At 53.9% G+C, this 18758-nt stretch carries 13 protein-coding genes and 1 pseudogene; 10 read left to right on the forward strand and 4 right to left on the reverse strand.

Annotation, left to right across the window (positions count from 1 at the left end):
- From mraY to ftsZ, 8 genes are all read left to right on the forward strand, one after another.
- Positions 1-463, forward strand: a 463-nt coding sequence (mraY, locus tag Q0510_RS09145) for a phospho-N-acetylmuramoyl-pentapeptide-transferase (RefSeq protein WP_298710256.1), incomplete at its 5' end; no start/stop codon positions are given.
- Positions 464-474: 11 nt separating this feature from the next.
- Positions 475-1818, forward strand: a complete 1344-nt coding sequence (gene murD / locus Q0510_RS09150; RefSeq protein WP_298710258.1) for a UDP-N-acetylmuramoyl-L-alanine--D-glutamate ligase — start codon at positions 475-477, stop codon at positions 1816-1818.
- Positions 1819-1838: 20 nt separating this feature from the next.
- Positions 1839-3005, forward strand: coding sequence for an FtsW/RodA/SpoVE family cell cycle protein (locus Q0510_RS09155; protein ID WP_298710260.1), 1167 nt, complete (start codon positions 1839-1841; stop codon positions 3003-3005).
- A 20-nt stretch (positions 3006-3025) separates the two neighbouring features.
- Positions 3026-4120, forward strand: coding sequence for an undecaprenyldiphospho-muramoylpentapeptide beta-N-acetylglucosaminyltransferase (murG, locus tag Q0510_RS09160; protein ID WP_298710262.1), 1095 nt, complete (start codon positions 3026-3028; stop codon positions 4118-4120).
- Between the two features lie 4 nt (positions 4121-4124).
- The gene (gene murC / locus Q0510_RS09165; protein ID WP_298710264.1) at positions 4125-5483 is read left to right on the forward strand and encodes a UDP-N-acetylmuramate--L-alanine ligase; all 1359 of its coding nucleotides are present in this window, start codon (positions 4125-4127) and stop codon (positions 5481-5483) included.
- A gap of 15 nt (positions 5484-5498) precedes the next feature.
- On the forward strand, positions 5499-6536 hold the full coding sequence (locus Q0510_RS09170) for a hypothetical protein (RefSeq protein ID WP_298710266.1): 1038 nt from the start codon (positions 5499-5501) through the stop codon (positions 6534-6536).
- A gap of 15 nt (positions 6537-6551) precedes the next feature.
- Positions 6552-7961, forward strand: coding sequence for a cell division protein FtsA (gene ftsA, locus Q0510_RS09175; RefSeq protein WP_298710267.1), 1410 nt, complete (start codon positions 6552-6554; stop codon positions 7959-7961).
- A gap of 110 nt (positions 7962-8071) precedes the next feature.
- Complete coding sequence (gene ftsZ / locus Q0510_RS09180) at positions 8072-9802, forward strand: cell division protein FtsZ (RefSeq protein WP_298710269.1); 1731 nt, start codon at positions 8072-8074, stop codon at positions 9800-9802.
- 103 nt (positions 9803-9905) lie between these two features.
- Here ftsZ and Q0510_RS09185 read toward each other — a convergent pair whose 3' ends face one another.
- The 3 genes from Q0510_RS09185 to Q0510_RS09195 all read right to left on the reverse strand — a co-directional run bounded on the left by Q0510_RS09185 (position 9906) and on the right by Q0510_RS09195 (position 15250).
- The gene (locus Q0510_RS09185) at positions 9906-11645 is read right to left on the reverse strand and encodes a glycoside hydrolase domain-containing protein (RefSeq protein ID WP_298710272.1); all 1740 of its coding nucleotides are present in this window, start codon (positions 11643-11645) and stop codon (positions 9906-9908) included.
- Positions 11646-11712: 67 nt separating this feature from the next.
- On the reverse strand, positions 11713-13680 hold the full coding sequence (locus tag Q0510_RS09190) for a KUP/HAK/KT family potassium transporter (RefSeq protein ID WP_298710274.1): 1968 nt from the start codon (positions 13678-13680) through the stop codon (positions 11713-11715).
- Positions 13681-13882: 202 nt separating this feature from the next.
- Positions 13883-15250 (reverse strand): OmpA family protein, encoded by a 1368-nt coding sequence (locus tag Q0510_RS09195; protein ID WP_298710276.1) that lies wholly within the window; start codon positions 15248-15250, stop codon positions 13883-13885.
- 419 nt (positions 15251-15669) lie between these two features.
- On the opposite strand from Q0510_RS09195, the gene Q0510_RS09200 reads away from it, so the two are divergent.
- The gene (locus Q0510_RS09200) at positions 15670-16635 is read left to right on the forward strand and encodes a polyprenyl synthetase family protein (protein WP_298710278.1); all 966 of its coding nucleotides are present in this window, start codon (positions 15670-15672) and stop codon (positions 16633-16635) included.
- A 117-nt stretch (positions 16636-16752) separates the two neighbouring features.
- A complete protein-coding gene (gene recJ, locus Q0510_RS09205; RefSeq protein WP_298710280.1) occupies positions 16753-18462 on the forward strand; it encodes a single-stranded-DNA-specific exonuclease RecJ in 1710 nt (569 codons plus the stop codon).
- A 59-nt stretch (positions 18463-18521) separates the two neighbouring features.
- On the opposite strand, the pseudogene Q0510_RS09210 reads toward recJ, so the two are convergent.
- A pseudogene (locus Q0510_RS09210) lies at positions 18522-18758 on the reverse strand (phospholipase); the annotation flags it as partial.

Genomic DNA, 18758 nt, shown 5'->3' on the forward strand with positions numbered 1-18758 from the left:
GATATTTGCCTACGTGAGCGGTAACATCCAGTTCGCGGAGTACCTGAATATCATGTACATACCGAACCTGGGCGAGTTATCGATCTTCATCGCCGCGTTCGTGGGGGCCTGCGTCGGGTTCCTGTGGTACAATGCTTACCCTGCCCAGGTTTTCATGGGAGATACGGGGAGCCTTGCGCTGGGTGGCATCATCGCTTCGCTGGCCATTATCGTGAGAAAAGAATTGCTCATCCCGATCTTCTGCGGCGTTTTCCTGGTGGAGAACCTCAGCGTGATGATCCAGGTGGCGTATTTCAAATATACCAAGCGCAAATACGGAGAAGGCCGCCGCGTGTTCCTCATGAGCCCGCTGCACCACCACTACCAGAAGCTCGGCTATCACGAAAGCAAGATCGCCGTGCGTTTCTGGATCGTAACGATCATGTGCGTGGTATTTGCCATCGCCACTTTGAAAATGAGATAATAAAAAAACGGATGCATAAACTCGTCATACTGGGAGCCGGAGAAAGCGGCATTGGTGCGGCCCTGCTGGGGAAACAGCAGGGATACGAGGTATTCGTGTCCGACGGTGGGGCCATCAAGGACCTTTATAAACAGGAACTGGCCGTGAACCACATCCCCTTCGAAGAGGGGCATCACTCCTGGAATATTATCCTCGGGGCCGACGAGATCGTGAAATCGCCCGGCATCCCGGAGAAGACGGAACTGATGAAAAAGGTGCGCGAGCGCGGGGTGAAAGTGATTTCGGAAATCGAGCTGGCATGGCGCTTCAGCAAGGATGCGAGCAAGGTGATCGCCATCACCGGCAGCAACGGCAAGAGCACCACCACAGCCATGACCCATCATATTTTCAAAACCGCCGGCCTCAACGCCGCGCTGGTGGGAAATATCGGTGTGAGCTACGCCAAACAGGTGGCCACCGATCCGGCGGATTATTACATCGTGGAAGTGAGCAGCTTCCAGCTGGATGACATTGTGGACTTCAAGCCCAACGTCGCTATCCTTCTCAACATCACCCCCGATCACCTCGACCGGTATGATTACAGGATGGAGAATTACGTGGAAAGCAAGTTCCGCATCGCGATGAACCAGACGAAAGAAGACTATTTTATTTACTGTATAGACGACCCGGTGATCCGGGAACATTTGGCCAAGAAACCCATTTATTCTACAACAATACCTTTTAGCATTATGGAACAATTGAAAGAAGGTGGATTCATAGCGAACGACCAGCTGAACATTCAGGTGAAGGAAGAAGAACCAGCAATTTTGTCGATTTACGATCTGGCATTAAAAGGTAAGCATAATCTGTATAATTCGATGGCAGCAGGGATTGCAGGCCGCACGATGGATATCCGGAAAGAAAAGATCCGGGAAAGCCTCAGCACGTTCTCCAGCCTGGAACACAGGATGGAATACGTAGCCACCGTGCGCGGAGTGGATTTTATCAACGATAGCAAAGCCACCAACGTGAACAGCGTATGGTTCGCTCTCGAAAGCATGGAGCGGCCCGTTATCCTGATCATGGGCGGCGTGGACAAAGGGAACGATTACGATGCCATCCGCGAACTGGTTCGTGAGAAAGTGAAAGCGATCGTTTGCCTGGGCGTAGACAACCGCCCCATTCACGAAGCACTGTCCAAAGACATGGAAGTGATGGTGAATACCGACAACATGCAAGACGCTGTCGGCCAGGCATTCAACCTGGCCAGCAAAGGTGACGTGGTATTACTCTCCCCCGCCTGCGCGAGCTTCGACCTCTTCAGCAATTATGAAGAAAGAGGCCGCAGCTTCAAGGATGCGGTGAGAGCACTCTAACAATTAAAAAACGGAACATCGTGAACAACCTGCTTCAAAAGACGAAAGGCGACAAGGTGATATGGACGATCGTGTTCTTCCTGTCTGCGGTAAGCTTACTGGCTGTTTACAGTTCTACAGGCTCTTTGGCATACCGCGTTTACAGCGGGCATACGGAATACTACCTGTTCAAACAGCTGTCGGTATTGATCCTCGGGATCCTGATCATTTATTTCGCCCACCGGGTGAATTATACGATTTACTCCCGGGTGGCGCAGATCGGGTTCCTGTTATCGATCCCGCTGCTGGTGTATACGCTGGCCTTCGGTTCCAACTTCAACGATGCGAGCCGCTGGATCAGGCTGCCGGTGATCAACCTCACGTTCCAGACGTCGGACATTGCGAAGCTCGCGTTGTTCATGTACGTGGCGCGGCAGTTGTCCAAAAAGCAGGGAGTGATAGAGGATTTCCGGAAGGGATTCCTGCCCATCATCCTGCCGGTGGCCATCATCTGCGGACTGATCATGCCCGCGAACATGTCGACCGCCCTGTTGCTCGGGGCCAGCTGCATGCTGTTGTGTTTCATCGGCCGGGTGCCGTTGAAATTCCTGGCGGGCATGGTAGGTGCTGGACTGGTGCTGGTGGTGCTGATGTTCGGGATCGCGAAGTTCACGGGAATGGAAGGCCGTACCAAAACATGGCTGAACAGGATCGAGAGTTTTACGTCTACCGAAACGCATGAAGAGCCCTACCAGGTGCAGCAGGCGAAGATTGGCATCGTGAATGGCGGATTGCTGGGAAAAGGGCCCGGAAACAGTACGGCGAGAAATTTTCTTCCGCACCCGTATTCCGATTTTATTTTTGCGATAATTCTTGAAGAGTATGGTATCTTTGGCGCCTTTTTGGTGATGGCCGCTTACCTCATTTTACTCCTCAGAAGTATCCGGATTTTTAAGAATTGTCCGTATGCCTTCGGCGCGTTCCTGGCACTGGGCCTGAGCGTAACATTGGTGATACAGGCGTTGATGCATATGGCAGTGAACGTGAACCTGTTACCCGTAACGGGGCTGACGCTGCCACTGGTAAGCATGGGCGGGTCTTCGGTGATCTTCACCAGTTTATCCATCGGCATCATCCTCAGCGTATCGCGGCATGTGGAGGAAGCAGAACAAAAACAAGCGGTAGCTGCCCAGGCAGTGGCCGCATAATCATATAAATCATTTTGAATTTGGCACACAGGATTATCATAGCAGGCGGCGGAACCGGGGGGCACATCTTCCCCGCAATCGCCATCGCCAATGCCATCCGCAAGATCGAAGCGGATGCGGAGATCCTGTTTGTAGGCGCCAAAGGGAAAATGGAAATGGAGAAAGTCCCCCAGGCAGGATATCCCATCGAAGGCCTTGAGATCGCCGGCTTCAACCGCAGCAATATCTTCAAAAACATATTACTGCCCTTCAAGCTGCTCAAAAGCCTCCGCCAGGCGCGCAATATCCTCCGCCGCTTCCAGCCGGACGCGGTCGTGGGCGTGGGCGGATACGCGTCCTTCCCCATCCTGCGGAAAGCGCAGAAAATGGGTATCCCCACCCTCATCCAGGAACAGAATTCCTATGCGGGCAAAAGCAATAAGATCCTCGGCAGGAAGGCCCACGTCATCTGCGTCGGCTACGAAGGCATGCAATCCTTCTTCCCCGCCGATAAAATATTATACACCGGCAACCCGGTGCGCGGGTCCATCACGCAGAGCGCCGTTACCAAAGAAGAAGCGATGCGCCACTTCGGCCTCATGATGGGCAAGCCCACCGTGTTTGCAGTAGGCGGAAGCCTGGGAGCGAAGTCTATCAACGAAGCCCTCCTGCCCCGCCTGGCGGATTTCGTGAATAAAGACGTGCAGCTCATCTGGCAGACCGGAAAGCTGTATTACGAAACCGCCAAATCCGCCGCGGCGCCCTATGCTACACATGTCAAAGTCTTCGACTTCATCAATGTCATGGACTTTGCCTACAAGGCAGCCGACGCCGTCATCTCCCGCGCAGGCGCCCTCGCCATCGCGGAGCTCTGTGTGGCGCAGAAACCCGTGATCTTCGTGCCCTACCCGTTTGCGGCCGAAGACCACCAGACCAAAAACGCAGAGAGCCTCGTGCACAAGAACGCCGCACTGCTCATCCCGGACGCCCAGGCGGGCGCCAGGCTGGCCAACGAAGCCCTGAGCCTCGTGCAGAACAAAGCGCTCATGCAACAGCTCGAAACCAATATCGCCCCCCTGGGCAACAAAAACGCAGATATGACCATCGCCCGCGCAGTGCTCGGGCTGATAAAGTAACAGGATGGATTTGAACAAATTACATAGGATCTATTTTGTAGGCATCGGAGGCATCGGCATGTCGGCCATCGCCCGTTACTTCAACGAAAAGGGAGTAACCGTGAGCGGGTACGACAGAACCTCCACCCAACTTACGCAACAACTCGAAGCGGAAGGCATCCGCATTCATTATACCGACGATGTTTCGCTTATCGACCGGGAAGCGCAGCTGGTGGTGTACACCCCCGCCATCCCCGCTACCATGACCGAACTCGTTTACTTCCGCGAAAACGGTTACGAAGTGGTGAAACGCAGCGACGTGCTCCAGGAGATCACCCGCTCGCTCTTCGCCATCACCGTGGCAGGCACGCACGGCAAAACCACCGTGTCTACCATGATCGCCCACCTGCTCCGCGACTCCGGTTACGGCTGCAACGCCTTCCTCGGCGGCGTGAGCGCCAACTACGGAAAGAATTTCTGGTCGAGCGAAAAGCAGGTAGCTGTCATCGAAGCCGACGAATACGACCGCTCGTTCCTGAAGCTGAGCCCTGACATCGCCGTGCTCACCGCCATGGACCCCGACCACCTCGATATTTACGGCACCGCCGAAGAAGTGGAGAAAGCATTTATTCAATACACCGCCAACATCAAACCGAACGGTACGCTGCTGGTAAAACACGGCCTGCACCGCGGCGCTGAGCTGAAAGGCGACAACCGCCTGGATTACAGCCTGCAGAACGATGCCGCCGATATTTACGCCACCAACATCCGGCTGGACGACGGCGGTTATGAATTCGACGTAGTGCAGCAGGACTGGATGATCGACAACGTGCAATTGCGGATCGGCGGCATGCACAACGTGGAAAACATCGTGGCCGCTATAGCCGTGGCGCATATCCTCGGCATTTCGAACGACAAGATCCGCAGCGCGGTGGCTTCCTTCAAAGGCATCCGCCGGCGTTTCGAATACCTGGTGAAGCACGACCGGCATGTATATATCGACGATTACGCGCACCACCCCGAAGAGCTCCGCGCCCTCATCACGAGCGCAAAGACTTTGTTCAGGGGTAAGAAATGCACCGTGATCTTCCAGCCGCACCTCTTCTCCCGCACCCGCGATTTCGCGGACGGGTTCGGGGAAACGCTGTCGATGGCCGACGAAGTGATCCTTCTTCCGATCTATCCCGCGCGCGAGCTCCCCATCGAGGGCGTGACCACGCAAATGATTGCAGACAGGATCAAGGGGCCGGATGTAAGGATTATGGACAGAGACGCGGTACCGGCATGGATCGAAGCACATCCCGCGGAGCTGCTGATCACCGCCGGGGCCGGAGACATCGACCTGCTGCGGGAACCATTGAAAAACATAATTAGCAAACAATAAAAACATTCATTCATCATGCAACCGAAAACAAAAACGGCAATGAAGCGCATCGCGACCGTCCTCCTCTGGACCGGCGTGCTGGCGGGCTTTGCCGTGCTGGTAGCGGCGGCAGTGAATGACAAGGACAGCGCCAAATGCAAAGGCATCCGCGTAACGCTGAAAGGCGACGACCGCAATGCCTTCGTGGATTCGAAAGATGTGAAAGCGCTTATCACGGCCGATAAATCCCTCAACCCCACTGGCAAACCGATCAGCGAAGTTAACCTCGCGCAGTTGGAAAAGATCGTGGAGCGGGATCCCTGGATCCGGTCGGCGCAATTGTTCATCGACAACAATGACCTGCTGCAGGTGGAAGTGGAGCAACGCGATCCCCTGGCCCGGGTGTTCACATTTTCCGGCAACAGCTTCTACCTCGATGGCGACGGCGAGCGCATCCCTGTTTCGGACAGGTATTCCGCCCGGGTGCCCGTTTTCACCAACTTCCCTGCCGACGCGCAAAAGCTCCGGAAGGAAGATAGTACGCTCTACGCCCAGATGCGGGACATGGCTGCTTTCATCGCGGCAGACACGTTCTGGAATGCGCAGGTGGAACAGGTAGTTATTACAGAAGACCGGAAGTTCGAGTTTATTCCCAAGCTCGGCGACCATGTGGTATATTTTGGAGATGGAACGGATGTAGCCAACAAATTCGACCGCCTGCTTGTCTTTTACAAAGACGGCCTCAGCAAGGCGGGATGGAACACCTACACCCGCCTCAACATAGCGTTCAAAGACCAGGTGATCGGAACGAGAAGAGACGGTAAGAGCGCGCCTCCTCCGCCCATGTACAAAGATTCGACGGCGGCCGATATTGCGGCAGCCGACGATGACCATGCCGCTACGGCGGCGCCCGTGGCGGCGGCACCTTCCAAATCTGCGGACAAGCAACCGGCGAAAAAGCCGGTAAAAGCCGCTGCAAAACCTGCCCCAAAGAAAACGTCCAGGCCATCAGGTGGCGACCGGCAACAACCGCGGGCAGTATATCAGAAACCTAATCAACGTAATCGCAACTAAAAACAATAAAGAACCATGAATCAGGAAGCTCCCATCATTGTAGGTCTCGACATTGGAACCACGAAGATAGCAGCCATCGCAGGAAGGAAGAATGAATACGGGAAATTGGAAATCCTCGGATTCGGTAAAGCCCCATCTTTCGGTGTACAGCACGGTATGGTACTGAACATCGATCAGACAATCAAAGCCATCAGACAGGCGCTGGAAAACTGCTATGCATCCAATCCCAACCTCGAGATCAACGAGGTGTATGTAGGCATCGCAGGCCATCATATCAAAAGTTTGCAGACCCGGGGAGACATCGTCCGGAACGATACCGACGCAGAGATCTCCCAGAAAGACATTGACCAGCTGATCAACGATCAGTATAAAACGGTTATTCCTGCCAGCGACCAGATCATTGACGTGATCCCGCAGCAGTACATCGTGGACGCCCTGCAGAACATCACCTATCCCATCGGGATGAGCGGTGTGAAAGTGGGTGCGAATTTCCACATCATTACCGGCGACAAGAACGCCATCCGCAATATCAACCGCAGCGTGGAGAAATCCGGTCTTCGTATTAAAGACCTGGTGCTCCAGCCCCTGGCATCCGCCGCGGCCGTTATGTGCGACATGGATTTCGAAGCCGGAGTTGCGATTGTAGACATCGGTGGCGGTACCACCGACCTGGCTGTTTTCTATGAAGGCGTCCTGAAACATACCGCTGTGATCCCGTACGGCGGCGAAAATATTACCAACGATATCAAGAACGGTCTTGGCGTGCTGAAGACCCAGGCGGAGCAGATGAAGGTGCAGTTCGGTTACGCCCTTGCGGACGAAGCCAAGAACAACGCCTACATCACCATCCCCGGACTGCGCGGCCAGAGCCCGAAAGAGATCTCCGTGAAGAACCTGGCACACATCATCCAGGCGCGCATGAGCGAGATCCTTGATTTCGTGGTGTACCACCTGAAACAGATCGGCATGGACAACAAGATGCTCAACGGCGGCATCATCCTGACCGGCGGCGGTTCCCAGCTGAAACACCTCATCCAGCTGACGGAGTACACCACCGGCGTGAGCGCCCGCATCGGTTACCCGAACGAGCACCTCGCCAGCGGTCATACCGACGAGCTGACGAAGCCCATGTACGCCACCTGTGTGGGGCTCATTCTCAAAGGCTACAACGACTACGAGAACGATCGCCGCGCACTGGAGGAGAATTACGTGAAAATCAACACCAGCTACTTCGCGAAGGAAAGAGTGGCCCGCCAGGCCGAGTCCGGAGACGAGTGGATGGAAGAAGAAGCGGAAGAAGAAACAGCGGATGCACGCCAGGACCGTAAGTCCCGCGAGCGCAACGCTTCCCTCAAAGGGTTCCTGGACAGGATGAAAACAAAGATCATCGACATGTTCACGGAAGAAGAAGACGCCAAGCTGTAAAGGTTTCGGCTTGATTGTTGCAATTCATTAAGATTCACATAAAAAACGATCAAAGAGTAACGTAGGATACGGTACACCACTAATACTAACCCATATAAAGAGCTAGAGTCATGATACATTTTGATCTTCCAAAGGAAAAATCTTCCATCATCAAGGTGATAGGCATTGGTGGCGGAGGAAGCAATGCGGTCAACCACATGTTCAGTCAGAACATCGAAGGGGTGAACTTCATTATTTGCAATACCGACGCACAGGCTATTGCAAACAGCCCCGTACCCAACAAGGTACAGCTGGGACCGCATCTGACGCAGGGGCTCGGAGCCGGCGCCAATCCCCGGATCGGCGAGCAGGCAACGGAAGAATCATTTGAAGAAATTAAAAAAATACTGGAGGTGAACACCAAAATGGCGTTCATCACCGCAGGTATGGGCGGCGGCACCGGCACCGGCGGCGCTCCCATTATCGCCAAAATATGCAAGGAACTGGGCATCCTCACCGTGGGCATCGTCACCACTCCTTTTTCTTACGAAGGGAAAAAGAGAATGCTGCAGGCCGAAGAAGGCATCAACCGCCTGAAAGATTACGTAGACACATTGCTGATCATATCCAACGACAAGCTCCGCCAGAAATTCGGCGACCTGAAATTCAAGGCCGCATTCGAAAAAGCGGATAACGTCCTGGCAACGGCAGCCAAATGTATCACCGACGTTATCAACTCCACCGGCCAGATCAACGTCGATTTCGCCGATGTATGCACGGTGATGCGCAACGGCGGCGTAGCCATCCTCGGCTCTGCCGTGGCTGACGGCGAAAACCGCGCGCAGAGAGCGATCGAAGACGCGCTGACTTCCCCGCTGCTGAACGACAACGATATCAAAGGCGCCAAATGGATCCTTATCAATATCTCTTCCGCCGAAGGCGAATTCGAGCATACGCTCGATGAAATGGATATCATCCAGGCATACGTGCAAAGCATGGCCGGCGAAGATTGCGACGTGATCCTCGGTGTGGGTTACGACCAGTCGCTTGATCAGAATCTCGGCGTTACGATCATCGCCACCGGCTTTGAGCAAAACCCCATCCGCCAGGCGAAGCAACAACAACAGGCGACTCCTTCGGCCGAACCGAAAGAAGAACCTAAAATCGTGATGACCCTCGGCGGCGACGGCGAAGAAAAGAAGATGCACAACCAGGCTACGCTTTTTTCCGACGACGAACCTGAAATCCTCGACGTAATGGCGCCCCGCCTCGTGGAACCTACGGTTACCCACCCGGCCAGTGCCGCATCCTTCCTGCCCCCGGCTCCCCAGCAACCGGAGCGCGAGACCTACACGCTCAACATCGAGCCCGTAGAGCCCGCCGCACCGCAAGCCCAGGCAGCACCCCAGCCGCAACCGCAACCGCAGCCCGTACAGCCGAAACCCGCTACCAACGCAGGCTCCGGTGGTTACCTCAACCGCCCTTCCAACATCTACGTGGAACCGGTGAGCACCAACAACCAGCAGGATGAAATGAAAATGGTGTATAAGGAAGAAGCAGCCGAAACGCCCGCTCCTCCCCCGCAGCCCCAACAGCTGCACGACGACCAGGCCGACGAGCAGAAGAGAAAACAGCTCGAGCGCGTAGCCAAGCTCCGCAGCATCAGCTTCAACGTGAAGAACATGGATAACAACCAGGAAATCGAAAACATCCCCGCTTACCTGCGCCGGAACATCGACCTGGACAATGGCGCCGGCTCCGCCGAGCACTTCTACTCCAGCTACACCATCGGCCAGAACGGTGAAAACCAGGCCGAAATCAATACGATTAACACTTTTCTCGACGGGAAAAAGCCCGATTGATGAATTTTAAGATGATATTAGTTTGATTGTTTTTTAGTTGTGTTAAAAAAAATCCTCCGATTCTTCGGAGGATTTTTTTATGCGGATATATCTTCTGCAAAACTTACAGGCTGTTCAGCACAGCAGCGGCGGTATTCACCATATCGGCCGCGGATTTCTGCTTCAGGCGGTTCCATTCGAACGTCTTCAGCACTTTCTCCAGCTGAGGGCCTTTGCCTTCCTTTTTCAGGATCTGGATTTTCTCATACGTCTGGATGCCTTCCGTCAGCCGCTCTAAACGGATGGACGTACGGGGACCGGGGTAAACCAGGTATGTGTCGCCGGCGGCCCAGGTGCGGAAGCGGGAATCGCGGAGCGGATCTTTCACCCAGCAGTTGTACGCCCAGCGGAGGTAGCCTTTGTAATCTTTAGCCGCCGCATACCAGCCCAGCCATGCGGATTCCGCCGGCGGGGAGAAAGTGAAGGTATTCGGGAAGCCTTCGGTGCAACAGGTGTAATACGTGGTAGGCCAGCCTTTGCTGAAGCGCATAGCGCGCTCTTCGGCGGTGAAGTCCTGCCCGATCGCCACGCAGTAATCGTAAATATCGTTCACGAGCTCTTTGTGGTAGTTGCCCGCCAGCGATACTTTGAAATCCTTGTCCACGCTGCGGATCAGCTTGATGGCGGCCTGCATGGCTTCCATGGGGCGTTCGTCCATCGCGATGCAGGTGATATCGAACCAGCCTTTTTGCTTCAGGTGCTTTGCAAAATCGGCCAGCATGGGGCGCCAGTGGGCGTCGTATTCAGCGGAGCCGGGTTTGGCGACGATGTGGGTCATTTTGCCGGTGGCTTCGTCGTAATAGTAGAATTTCAGGTTCCAGGGGATCATGCTGTAACAGGCGATCTGTTTGGTGACACCGCAATCCATCATGAATTCCACCCATTTGTCGAACTCGGTGTAATCGTATGTCCAGGAGCCGTCGCGCTTCCTGGTCCACTTCACCATATCGCCGTAAATATCTTCGGTCTGGCTGTTCCATGGGTCGTAGATGATGCTGGCGGTGATCACCTTCTGCCCGATGCCCGCCAATTGGGTCATATAAGGCCGCATGGCGTCGAAATGCTCTTTGCTGAAGGGTTTTACATTGTAGTAGCGCGATACGGCGTATGGGCTCTGCCAGAGGTCCAGGTGGTAGCTCCAGTCTTTGGCGTCGGGGAGCGTGCGGGAGTTGACGGTAACGTTGTATGCGAGGGTCTTGAGGGAGACGCCTTTGTTGTTTTTAACGGTCACGGTGCCCTTGTAAGTACCTGCGGCGGCCTGGGCCGGCACCTTGATGCTGAGCCATACGGGCTGGGTGGTATTGGCCGCGATATTCATGGAAGATTTGAAATCTATCGCGTCGGCCACCAGGGAAGAGTCGAAGTCTGCGGGATTGCGATGTCCGCAACCGCCGCCCTCGCTGTTTAGCTCGTCGGTCATCACATACCGCAGGAAACCGGTGGAAACGGCAGTAGCGGGGATGGTGTTGCCTTTCCCGTCTGAAAGAGCGGATGAACTGATGGTGACGCCGGGTTGCGCCTGGGTGGTGTAGATCACGAACTGGGTGTGGATCTTTTCGTTTTTCCAGGCGTGACCGCTCCAGGACGAGCTGAGGCTGGAAGCTTCGGGGGCGAAAAGCTTGTCGTACCGGAGGTCGGCGCTGCCGAACTGAACATGGGTGCCGGGGCGGATGCCGCTCCAGGCCGCAGGGTCTACCTGCCGCCAGTCTTTAATCTCCGTAAAATCGGATGAAATACCGTTCTGACCGAACGCGGTAATGGAAGTTGCCACCAGGAACCCGGCAGCGAGTAGTTGTCTTATCATAACATTGACGAATTGCAGATTGAAGCAAGCTCACAATATAAGACGCGCTTCTCATCGATGCAAACCGTCAGTCATCAAATCTATACCGGTCGGCCACTCTTTTCAGCTGCAGATTGGTAACAGGGGCCACTACCAGCGGGAACTTCTCGATGGTCACGTAGCTGGAATCCAGGCCAAAACCCCGTTCTTCCGACAGCCCTATCTTCTTCAGCATGAAATAGATACGCATGATAATCCGCTCGTGCAGGGGCAAATCGTTGTCGTGCGAGAGGAATTTCTCCATGACGATAAACTGGAAATCCCCCACCACATTGTTTTTGCTGAGCGATTCGTAGCGGCTGGTGATATTCACTTCCTTGTTGCGTACCATATCTTCCACCACCATTCTGAACATGAGGTTGATACGCTGCTCCACCCTGAAACCCAGGCGGAATTCCACGCGGATCACTTCGTTGGGGATGATGGTTTGCACGGTGTATTCGCTGAGATAGGGCTCATCCACCACGTCCACATGCACAAACCAGTAAATATCAGCACGTTTGGGCTTTTTATTAAGGACGGAATAGATGATTTTATGCTCGATTTCCTTCGGGTTATCGGCGCTGCTCATGTATACGAGGTGCGTGGCGTATTTCGGGATGGACGAGTCGTTACTGAGCTCCTGCAGGATCGGCAGGTAATCTTCAAGCCGCACGAATTCCACATACCGGTTCTTGATCTTCCGGGAGCGGAACCAGGCATACATGACGAGGAACAGCGCGCCGCCCACTATCACCGTAACATAGCCGCCGTGCGTGAATTTGGTAAGGTTGGCGAAAAGGAAGGAAAACTCGATGGTGAGATAAACGGCCAGGTATATCCCGATCCACCAAAGCTTCACCCGGCGGGTGTAGAGGTAAAATGCGAACAGGCAGGAGGTCATGAGCATGCATAGCGTGATGGACAGTCCATAAGCCGCCTCCATCTTCCCGGACTCCCTGAATATCAATACAATGGAAATACAACCCACAAACAGCATGAGGTTGATGCCGGGTATAAAGAGTTGGCCGCGCTGTTCGGTCGGGTAGTTGATTTTGAGTTTGGGCCAGAGGTTGAGGCGCATGGCTTCCGAGATCAGGGTAAAAGAGCCTGAAATGAGGGCCTGAGATGCGATCACGGATGCGATGGTGGCGATGAGCACGCCGAAAATCACGAACCCTTCGGGCATGATGAGGAAAAAGGGGTTCTCACCATTGAGGGTTTTGCCTTCCTGTGTGAGCAGCCAGGCGCCCTGCCCGAGGTAGTTGAGGATGAGGGAAGCTTTCACCCAGATCCAGGAAACGCGGATATTGCCGCGGCCCACGTGCCCGAGGTCGGAATAGAGCGCCTCGGCCCCGGTGGTACAGAGGAATACGGCCCCCAGCAGCAGGAATCCGTGGGGATACTGCATCAGGAGCTTGACGGCGTAATATGGATTGAAGGCTTTAAGTACGGAGAGGTCGTCGGCGATGTGCATGATGCCCAGGATGGCGAGCATCCCGAACCAGATCACCATGATCGGGCCGAAGAGTTTGCCGATCGATTTGGTGCCGAACTGTTGCATGAAGAACAGGCCGGAAATGATCAGCACAACGATTTCGACGATGGTATTGGTGCCCAGGTCTTTGAAAACAGGTAGCGTTCGCAAACCTTCGACGGCCGATGTGACGGTAATGGGCGGTGTGATGATGCCGTCTGCCAGGAGGGCCGCGCCGCCGATCATGCCGAAGATGACGGTCCATTTGCCGTGCCGCCGGACGAGGGCGTAGAGGGAAAAGATGCCTCCTTCGCCTTTGTTATCCGCCTTGAGGGTAAGGATAACGTATTTAACGGTGGTTTGGAGGGTGAGGGTCCAGATAATGCAGGAGATACCGCCGATGACGAGCAGTTCTTCGATTTCGTTGGTTCCGACAATGGCTTTGAATACGTAGAGCGGAGAAGTACCGATATCGCCGTAGATGATACCCAGCGCGACGATAATGCCTGCGAGGGTAGCTTTATTGAAATCTTTTACCACGCTAAATACGATATGAAGTTTAGGCTGGTCAAATTTAGTGATAAATAATCAGGATTTGCAAGAAGTAAAAAACGCGTTGTAAATAAAACGGGGATGGGGGCCCGGGGGTTCACGGCGGGAAAAAAATAACGGGGAAAACAGCAATAAAAAAAGAGGCTGTCTTTGCAGACAGCCTCTTTTCGTTATTTACCTTGGCGAGGTATTAGTTAGCGGGATTCAGATCCACGGTACCAGCGTCGCCAGGAGTGTTTTGTTTGATGAAGCGACCGCGGTCGATACCTTGTTTTTCAGCGAGGTAGTCGATCACTGCGTCAACGCGGCGGCTGCTCAGGTCAACACCACCTTTCTTGCCTTTGGCACCAGCGTGGCCGGTAACCAGGATGTTGCAGGAGGGGTTGGAACGGAGGGTGTTAGCCACGCTGCTCAGGATAGCTTCGTTTTCAGAAGAAACCTTGGTAGTGGAACCTTTGAAGGAAACGCTGGGGAATACCAGGGTTGCGCAGGTTACAGTGGGAAGGTTTTTGCAGCACTCAGGATCCGGGCATTTGCCTACACCGTCAGCGTCAACAGGGAAGCAGTAGGTCGGAGTGATGAGTTGTTTGTCTTTGTAGTCGGGAACGCCGTCACCATCGGTATCTTTAGCTACACCGTGAGTGTCAACAGGAGCACCGGCGGGGGTGTTGGGTTCGCGGTCGAACTGGTCGGTTACGCCGTCGCCATCAGCATCAGGCAGTACGGGAGCCGGCAGTTTCATACGACGGGGGCTGTTCAGCTCGTTGTAGGCGAAATCCAGCGGGTTAACCCACCAGAGCGGTTCTACGCGTTTGTTGGGATTACCCAGGTTGAAGTTCAGGCGAACGCTGGTGTAAGAGAAGAAATCGTTGCTCTTGTCGTACGCACCTGCGGTGTAACCGTCCAGATAATCGTCGAAGGGCAGGGTGATTTTTTCTTCGATACCGATGTTAAAGCGTTTAGACACTTTGAAGGCGATACCAGTACCTACGTTCAGTGCGTGACGGAGGAGTTGGTTTTCGTCTTTACGGCCGATCTGAACGCGGTTACCCTGGTTCGGAGCGTTTTGCTCGTATTTGCGGTCGTAGAAGTCCTTCAGGTCTTTACGGATGTCTTTCTTCTTACGGGTGAAGTCGATGGAGCCGTAGTTGTAAGCTGCACCGCTTTCGTTCAGCGCGTCAACGTCAACGTCTGCCAGCATCAGGCCGTAACCAGCGAGTACATACCAGTTAACTTTAGGCTGTGCCTTGTAGAACAGGATGTTGCTGAGGGAGGCGATGAAGTCCAGAGATACCTGGTGGGTTGCCGTTTTGTAGTTCGGAACGATTCTGCCGCCGTTTGCAGCTGCAGTTGCGCCCCAGGGATTGATACCGCCAGCTGCGATTGTCGGTTTCAGCTGATAGTCCAGACCGTAATCGAAAGAACCGGTATATTCAGCTCTCACGGAGAACGTGTGGCCGAGGGCTTTTCTCAGAGAGATACCGCCACCGAAACCAGGCAGAGCGGATACGTCGCCTTGAATGAAGTGGTAGCCGCCATGGAAACCGAGTTCCCACATGCTACGGGGTTTTGCGGGGTAGTCAGACTGGTTGTTTCTGAAGCTGTTGAATTGCGCCATATTCTTAGCCGAAACTTTTGAGGAGTCCAGGGCATCATATGTGGGCTTAACCTGCGCAAAACCAGGAGATGCAGCCAGAGCGGACATTGCACCTGCCAGTAGTAAGTACTTTTTGCTTGCCATAATTGTTTTTTATTTAAAAACTGTTAAAGATTTTACAATTAACGCGTTTTTTACCAAGCAAAGGTAAAAATCCTAAATGAATATACAAATTTTTCTTGCGATTTTATTTGCATTGATAACTGCTTCAATATTAAACGCTAATTTAAAGAACATCCAGCTAATGTATACAAATTCGGGGCCAAATTTGCAAAATGTCCGATTTTAGGCCTAGCTTAGCGTACCTTTTTATTAATAGCATGGAGGAAATTAAACAACTGATTGGAAAGGAATTACACGATTTCGAGGGTAAGTTTGCAGAGGCCGTAAAAAGTCATGTTCCCCTCCTCGACCGGATCATGCACTATATCGTAAAGCGAAAAGGCAAACAGATCCGGCCGATGTTCGTCCTCCTCTCCGCAAGGCTGTTCGCCGAAAGCATCAATGAAAACACCTACCGCGCAGCCGCACTGGTAGAATTACTCCATACCGCCACACTCGTGCACGACGACGTCGTAGATGACTCCCTGGAACGCCGCGGCTTCTTCTCTATCAACGCTTTATGGAAGAATAAGATAGCCGTCCTAGTCGGAGATTACCTCCTCTCCAAAGGTCTCCTCCTCTCCGTTACCAACAAAGAATTCCGCAGCCTCGAGATCCTCTCCCAGGCCGTGAAGGAAATGTCGGAAGGCGAACTCCTCCAGATCGAAAAAACCCGCAAACTCGATATTAAAGAAGATATCTACTTCGAAATCATCCGCCGCAAAACCGCATCCCTCCTCGCCTCCGCCTGCGCAGCCGGCGCCTGGAGCACCACGGCCGACGATCACACCACCGAACAAATGCGCCTCTTCGGCGAAAAAGTCGGCGTCGCCTTCCAGATCAAGGACGACCTCTTCGATTACGGTACCGCCAACATCGGCAAACCCACCGGCATCGATATCCGGGAAAAGAAAATGACCCTCCCCCTCATCTACACCCTCCAGCACGCATCCCCCGAAAAAAGAAGGAAAATCATCAACATTGTGAAAAATCACAATAAAGATAAGGAACGCGTCAACGAAGTCATCGCCATGGTCAACGAAAGCGGCGGCATCGAATACACCCGCGAAAAAATGTTCCAGTACCGCGACGAAGCCCTCGCCATCCTGCACACTTTCCCGGATAACGACATCCGGAAAGGACTGGAATCCCTCGTACGCTTTACCACAGATCGCAAATTCTAGTTCCGCTTTCTCCTTTTTTCGGAGAATTTCCCGCATTTGGCAGAAATACGGCAATCATCATTATATTACAACCGGATTCAGCCAGATCCGCGGGATTCTTCCCTATAATACAATTGCATGCAGAAACGCTGGACAGTAAAGAAATATCAACCATCACAGGAGCAGCAGCTCCAGGCAGCTTTAAAAATCCATCCCATACTATGCCGCTTACTGGTACAAAGAGGGATTCTGAAATTTGAAGAAGCACGCCATTTCTTCAGGCCGTCGCTGGACGATCTCCACGATCCCTGGCTCATGAAGGATATGGACAAAGCAGTTTCCCGGCTCGAAGAAGCTTTCTTCCGCCGCGAAAAAATCCTCGTGTACGGCGATTACGACGTGGACGGCACCACCGCCGTCGCCACCGTATACGGCTTCCTCCAACAACTGTACGACAATATCGAATTCTATATACCGCACCGATACCGCGAGGGATACGGCATCTCCATGCAGGGCATCGAATATGCGCGCGATAACGACTTCAGCCTGATCATCGCGCTCGACTGCGGCATCAAATCCATCGATTATATCGCGCACGCCGCGGAACTCGGCATCGATTTCATCATCTGCGACCACCACCTCCCGGATGCCATCCTGCCCCCGGCCGTGGCCATTCTCAATCCCAAGCAGGAAGACTGCCCCTATCCTTACAAGGAGCTCTCCGGCTGCGGGATCGGGTTTAAACTCATCAGCGCCCTCGCACAAAAAAAAGGCCTCCCCATGGCCGATGTGTACCAGTACCTCGACCTCGTTGCCACCAGCATCGCGGCCGACATCGTGCCCATGACCGGCGAAAACCGCGTGCTCGCCTTCCATGGCCTTAAACAAGTCAACGAACTGCCCTCGCCCGGCATCAAAGCCCTCCTCTCCCTCAGCAACCTGAAGGAAAAACTCACCACTTCCAACCTCGTATTCGTAATCGCCCCGCGCGTAAACGCCGCAGGAAGGATGGACGATGCCCGCAAAGCCGTCAACCTCTTCATGGAAAAAGACGATGAAAAGGCCCTCGCCATCGCAGAAATGCTACATGGGGACAACCAGGAAAGGAAAGGCATCGACATGAGCATCACCCAGGAAGCCGTAAGCATCATCCAGAACGACGCCGGCATGATCGCACGGAAGTCCACCGTCCTCTTCCAGCCACACTGGCACAAAGGCGTGGTCGGCATCGTAGCGTCGCGGCTTATCGATAAATATTTCTACCGGCCCACCATCATCCTCACCCAGAGCAACGATAAAGTGGCCGGCTCTGCCCGCTCCGTATCCGGGTTCAACGTGTACGAAGCGATCCACCAGTGCAAAGACCTCCTGGAAAACTACGGCGGGCACTTCTACGCCGCCGGCATGACCCTCAAACCCGAGAATGTCCCTGCCTTCCAGGAACGCTTCGAGGCCGTGGTTTCCGCTACCATCAGCCCCGACCTCCTCATTCCCGAAATCGTCATAGATTCCGAAGTGTGGCTTTCCGACCTCACACCCGCTTTCTATAATATCCTCCGCCAGTTCGAACCGCTGGGCCCCGAAAACCTGCGGCCCATATTCCTGGCCCGCAACCTCACCGACACCGGGTTTTCCCGCATCGTGAAAGACGAGCACATCAAGCTTTCCGTCCGCCAGCGCAACGGCACCCCGTTTTCAGGCATCGGATTTTTCATGGCCGATAAATTCGACTACATCGCCGGCAAAAAACCTTTTGATATGGTGTTTACCGTGGAGGAAAACGAATGGAACGGCAATACCACCCTACAGCTGAAAGCCATCGACATACGGCCCGCCGCCTACGCGTAAAGGCATGAAAAAACCCGCGGGCCAATGGCCGCGGGTAAATATCGTTTGCTTTTTTACTGCTATTTTATGGTATACTGGTTTAACCAGGTGTACAACGCCGGGTCATTATAGGCCTTCGTCCACGAATCATGGCCGCCTGTGGGGTTTTCCGTGTATTTCACCAATGTTCCGCCACAATCCCGGATCGCCTTCACCATGTCCCGCGACTGCTGAACGCTCACCGTCATATCATCTGCATTATGGAAAGCCCAGATCGGCTTGTCTTTCAGCACACATGCCCGCGCAGGCACGCCGCC

The sequence above is a fragment of the uncultured Chitinophaga sp. genome, from assembly GCF_937874145.1.
GTDB lineage: Bacteria > Bacteroidota > Bacteroidia > Chitinophagales > Chitinophagaceae > Chitinophaga.

What these genes read in the sequence shown, in the direction of transcription:
- murD (WP_298710258.1), top strand. Translation starts at nt 475, where the DNA reads ATGCATAAACTCGTCATACTGGGAGCCGGAGAAAGCGGCATTGGTGCG.
- murC (WP_298710264.1), top strand. Translation starts at nt 4,125, where the DNA reads ATGGATTTGAACAAATTACATAGGATCTATTTTGTAGGCATCGGAGGC.
- Q0510_RS09170 (WP_298710266.1), top strand. Translation starts at nt 5,499, where the DNA reads ATGCAACCGAAAACAAAAACGGCAATGAAGCGCATCGCGACCGTCCTC.
- ftsA (WP_298710267.1), top strand. Translation starts at nt 6,552, where the DNA reads ATGAATCAGGAAGCTCCCATCATTGTAGGTCTCGACATTGGAACCACG.
- ftsZ (WP_298710269.1), top strand. Translation starts at nt 8,072, where the DNA reads ATGATACATTTTGATCTTCCAAAGGAAAAATCTTCCATCATCAAGGTG.
- Q0510_RS09185 (WP_298710272.1), bottom strand. Translation starts at nt 11,645, where the DNA reads ATGATAAGACAACTACTCGCTGCCGGGTTCCTGGTGGCAACTTCCATT.
- Q0510_RS09195 (WP_298710276.1), bottom strand. Translation starts at nt 15,250, where the DNA reads ATGTGGGAACTCGGTTTCCATGGCGGCTACCACTTCATTCAAGGCGAC.
- Q0510_RS09200 (WP_298710278.1), top strand. Translation starts at nt 15,670, where the DNA reads ATGGAGGAAATTAAACAACTGATTGGAAAGGAATTACACGATTTCGAG.
- recJ (WP_298710280.1), top strand. Translation starts at nt 16,753, where the DNA reads ATGCAGAAACGCTGGACAGTAAAGAAATATCAACCATCACAGGAGCAG.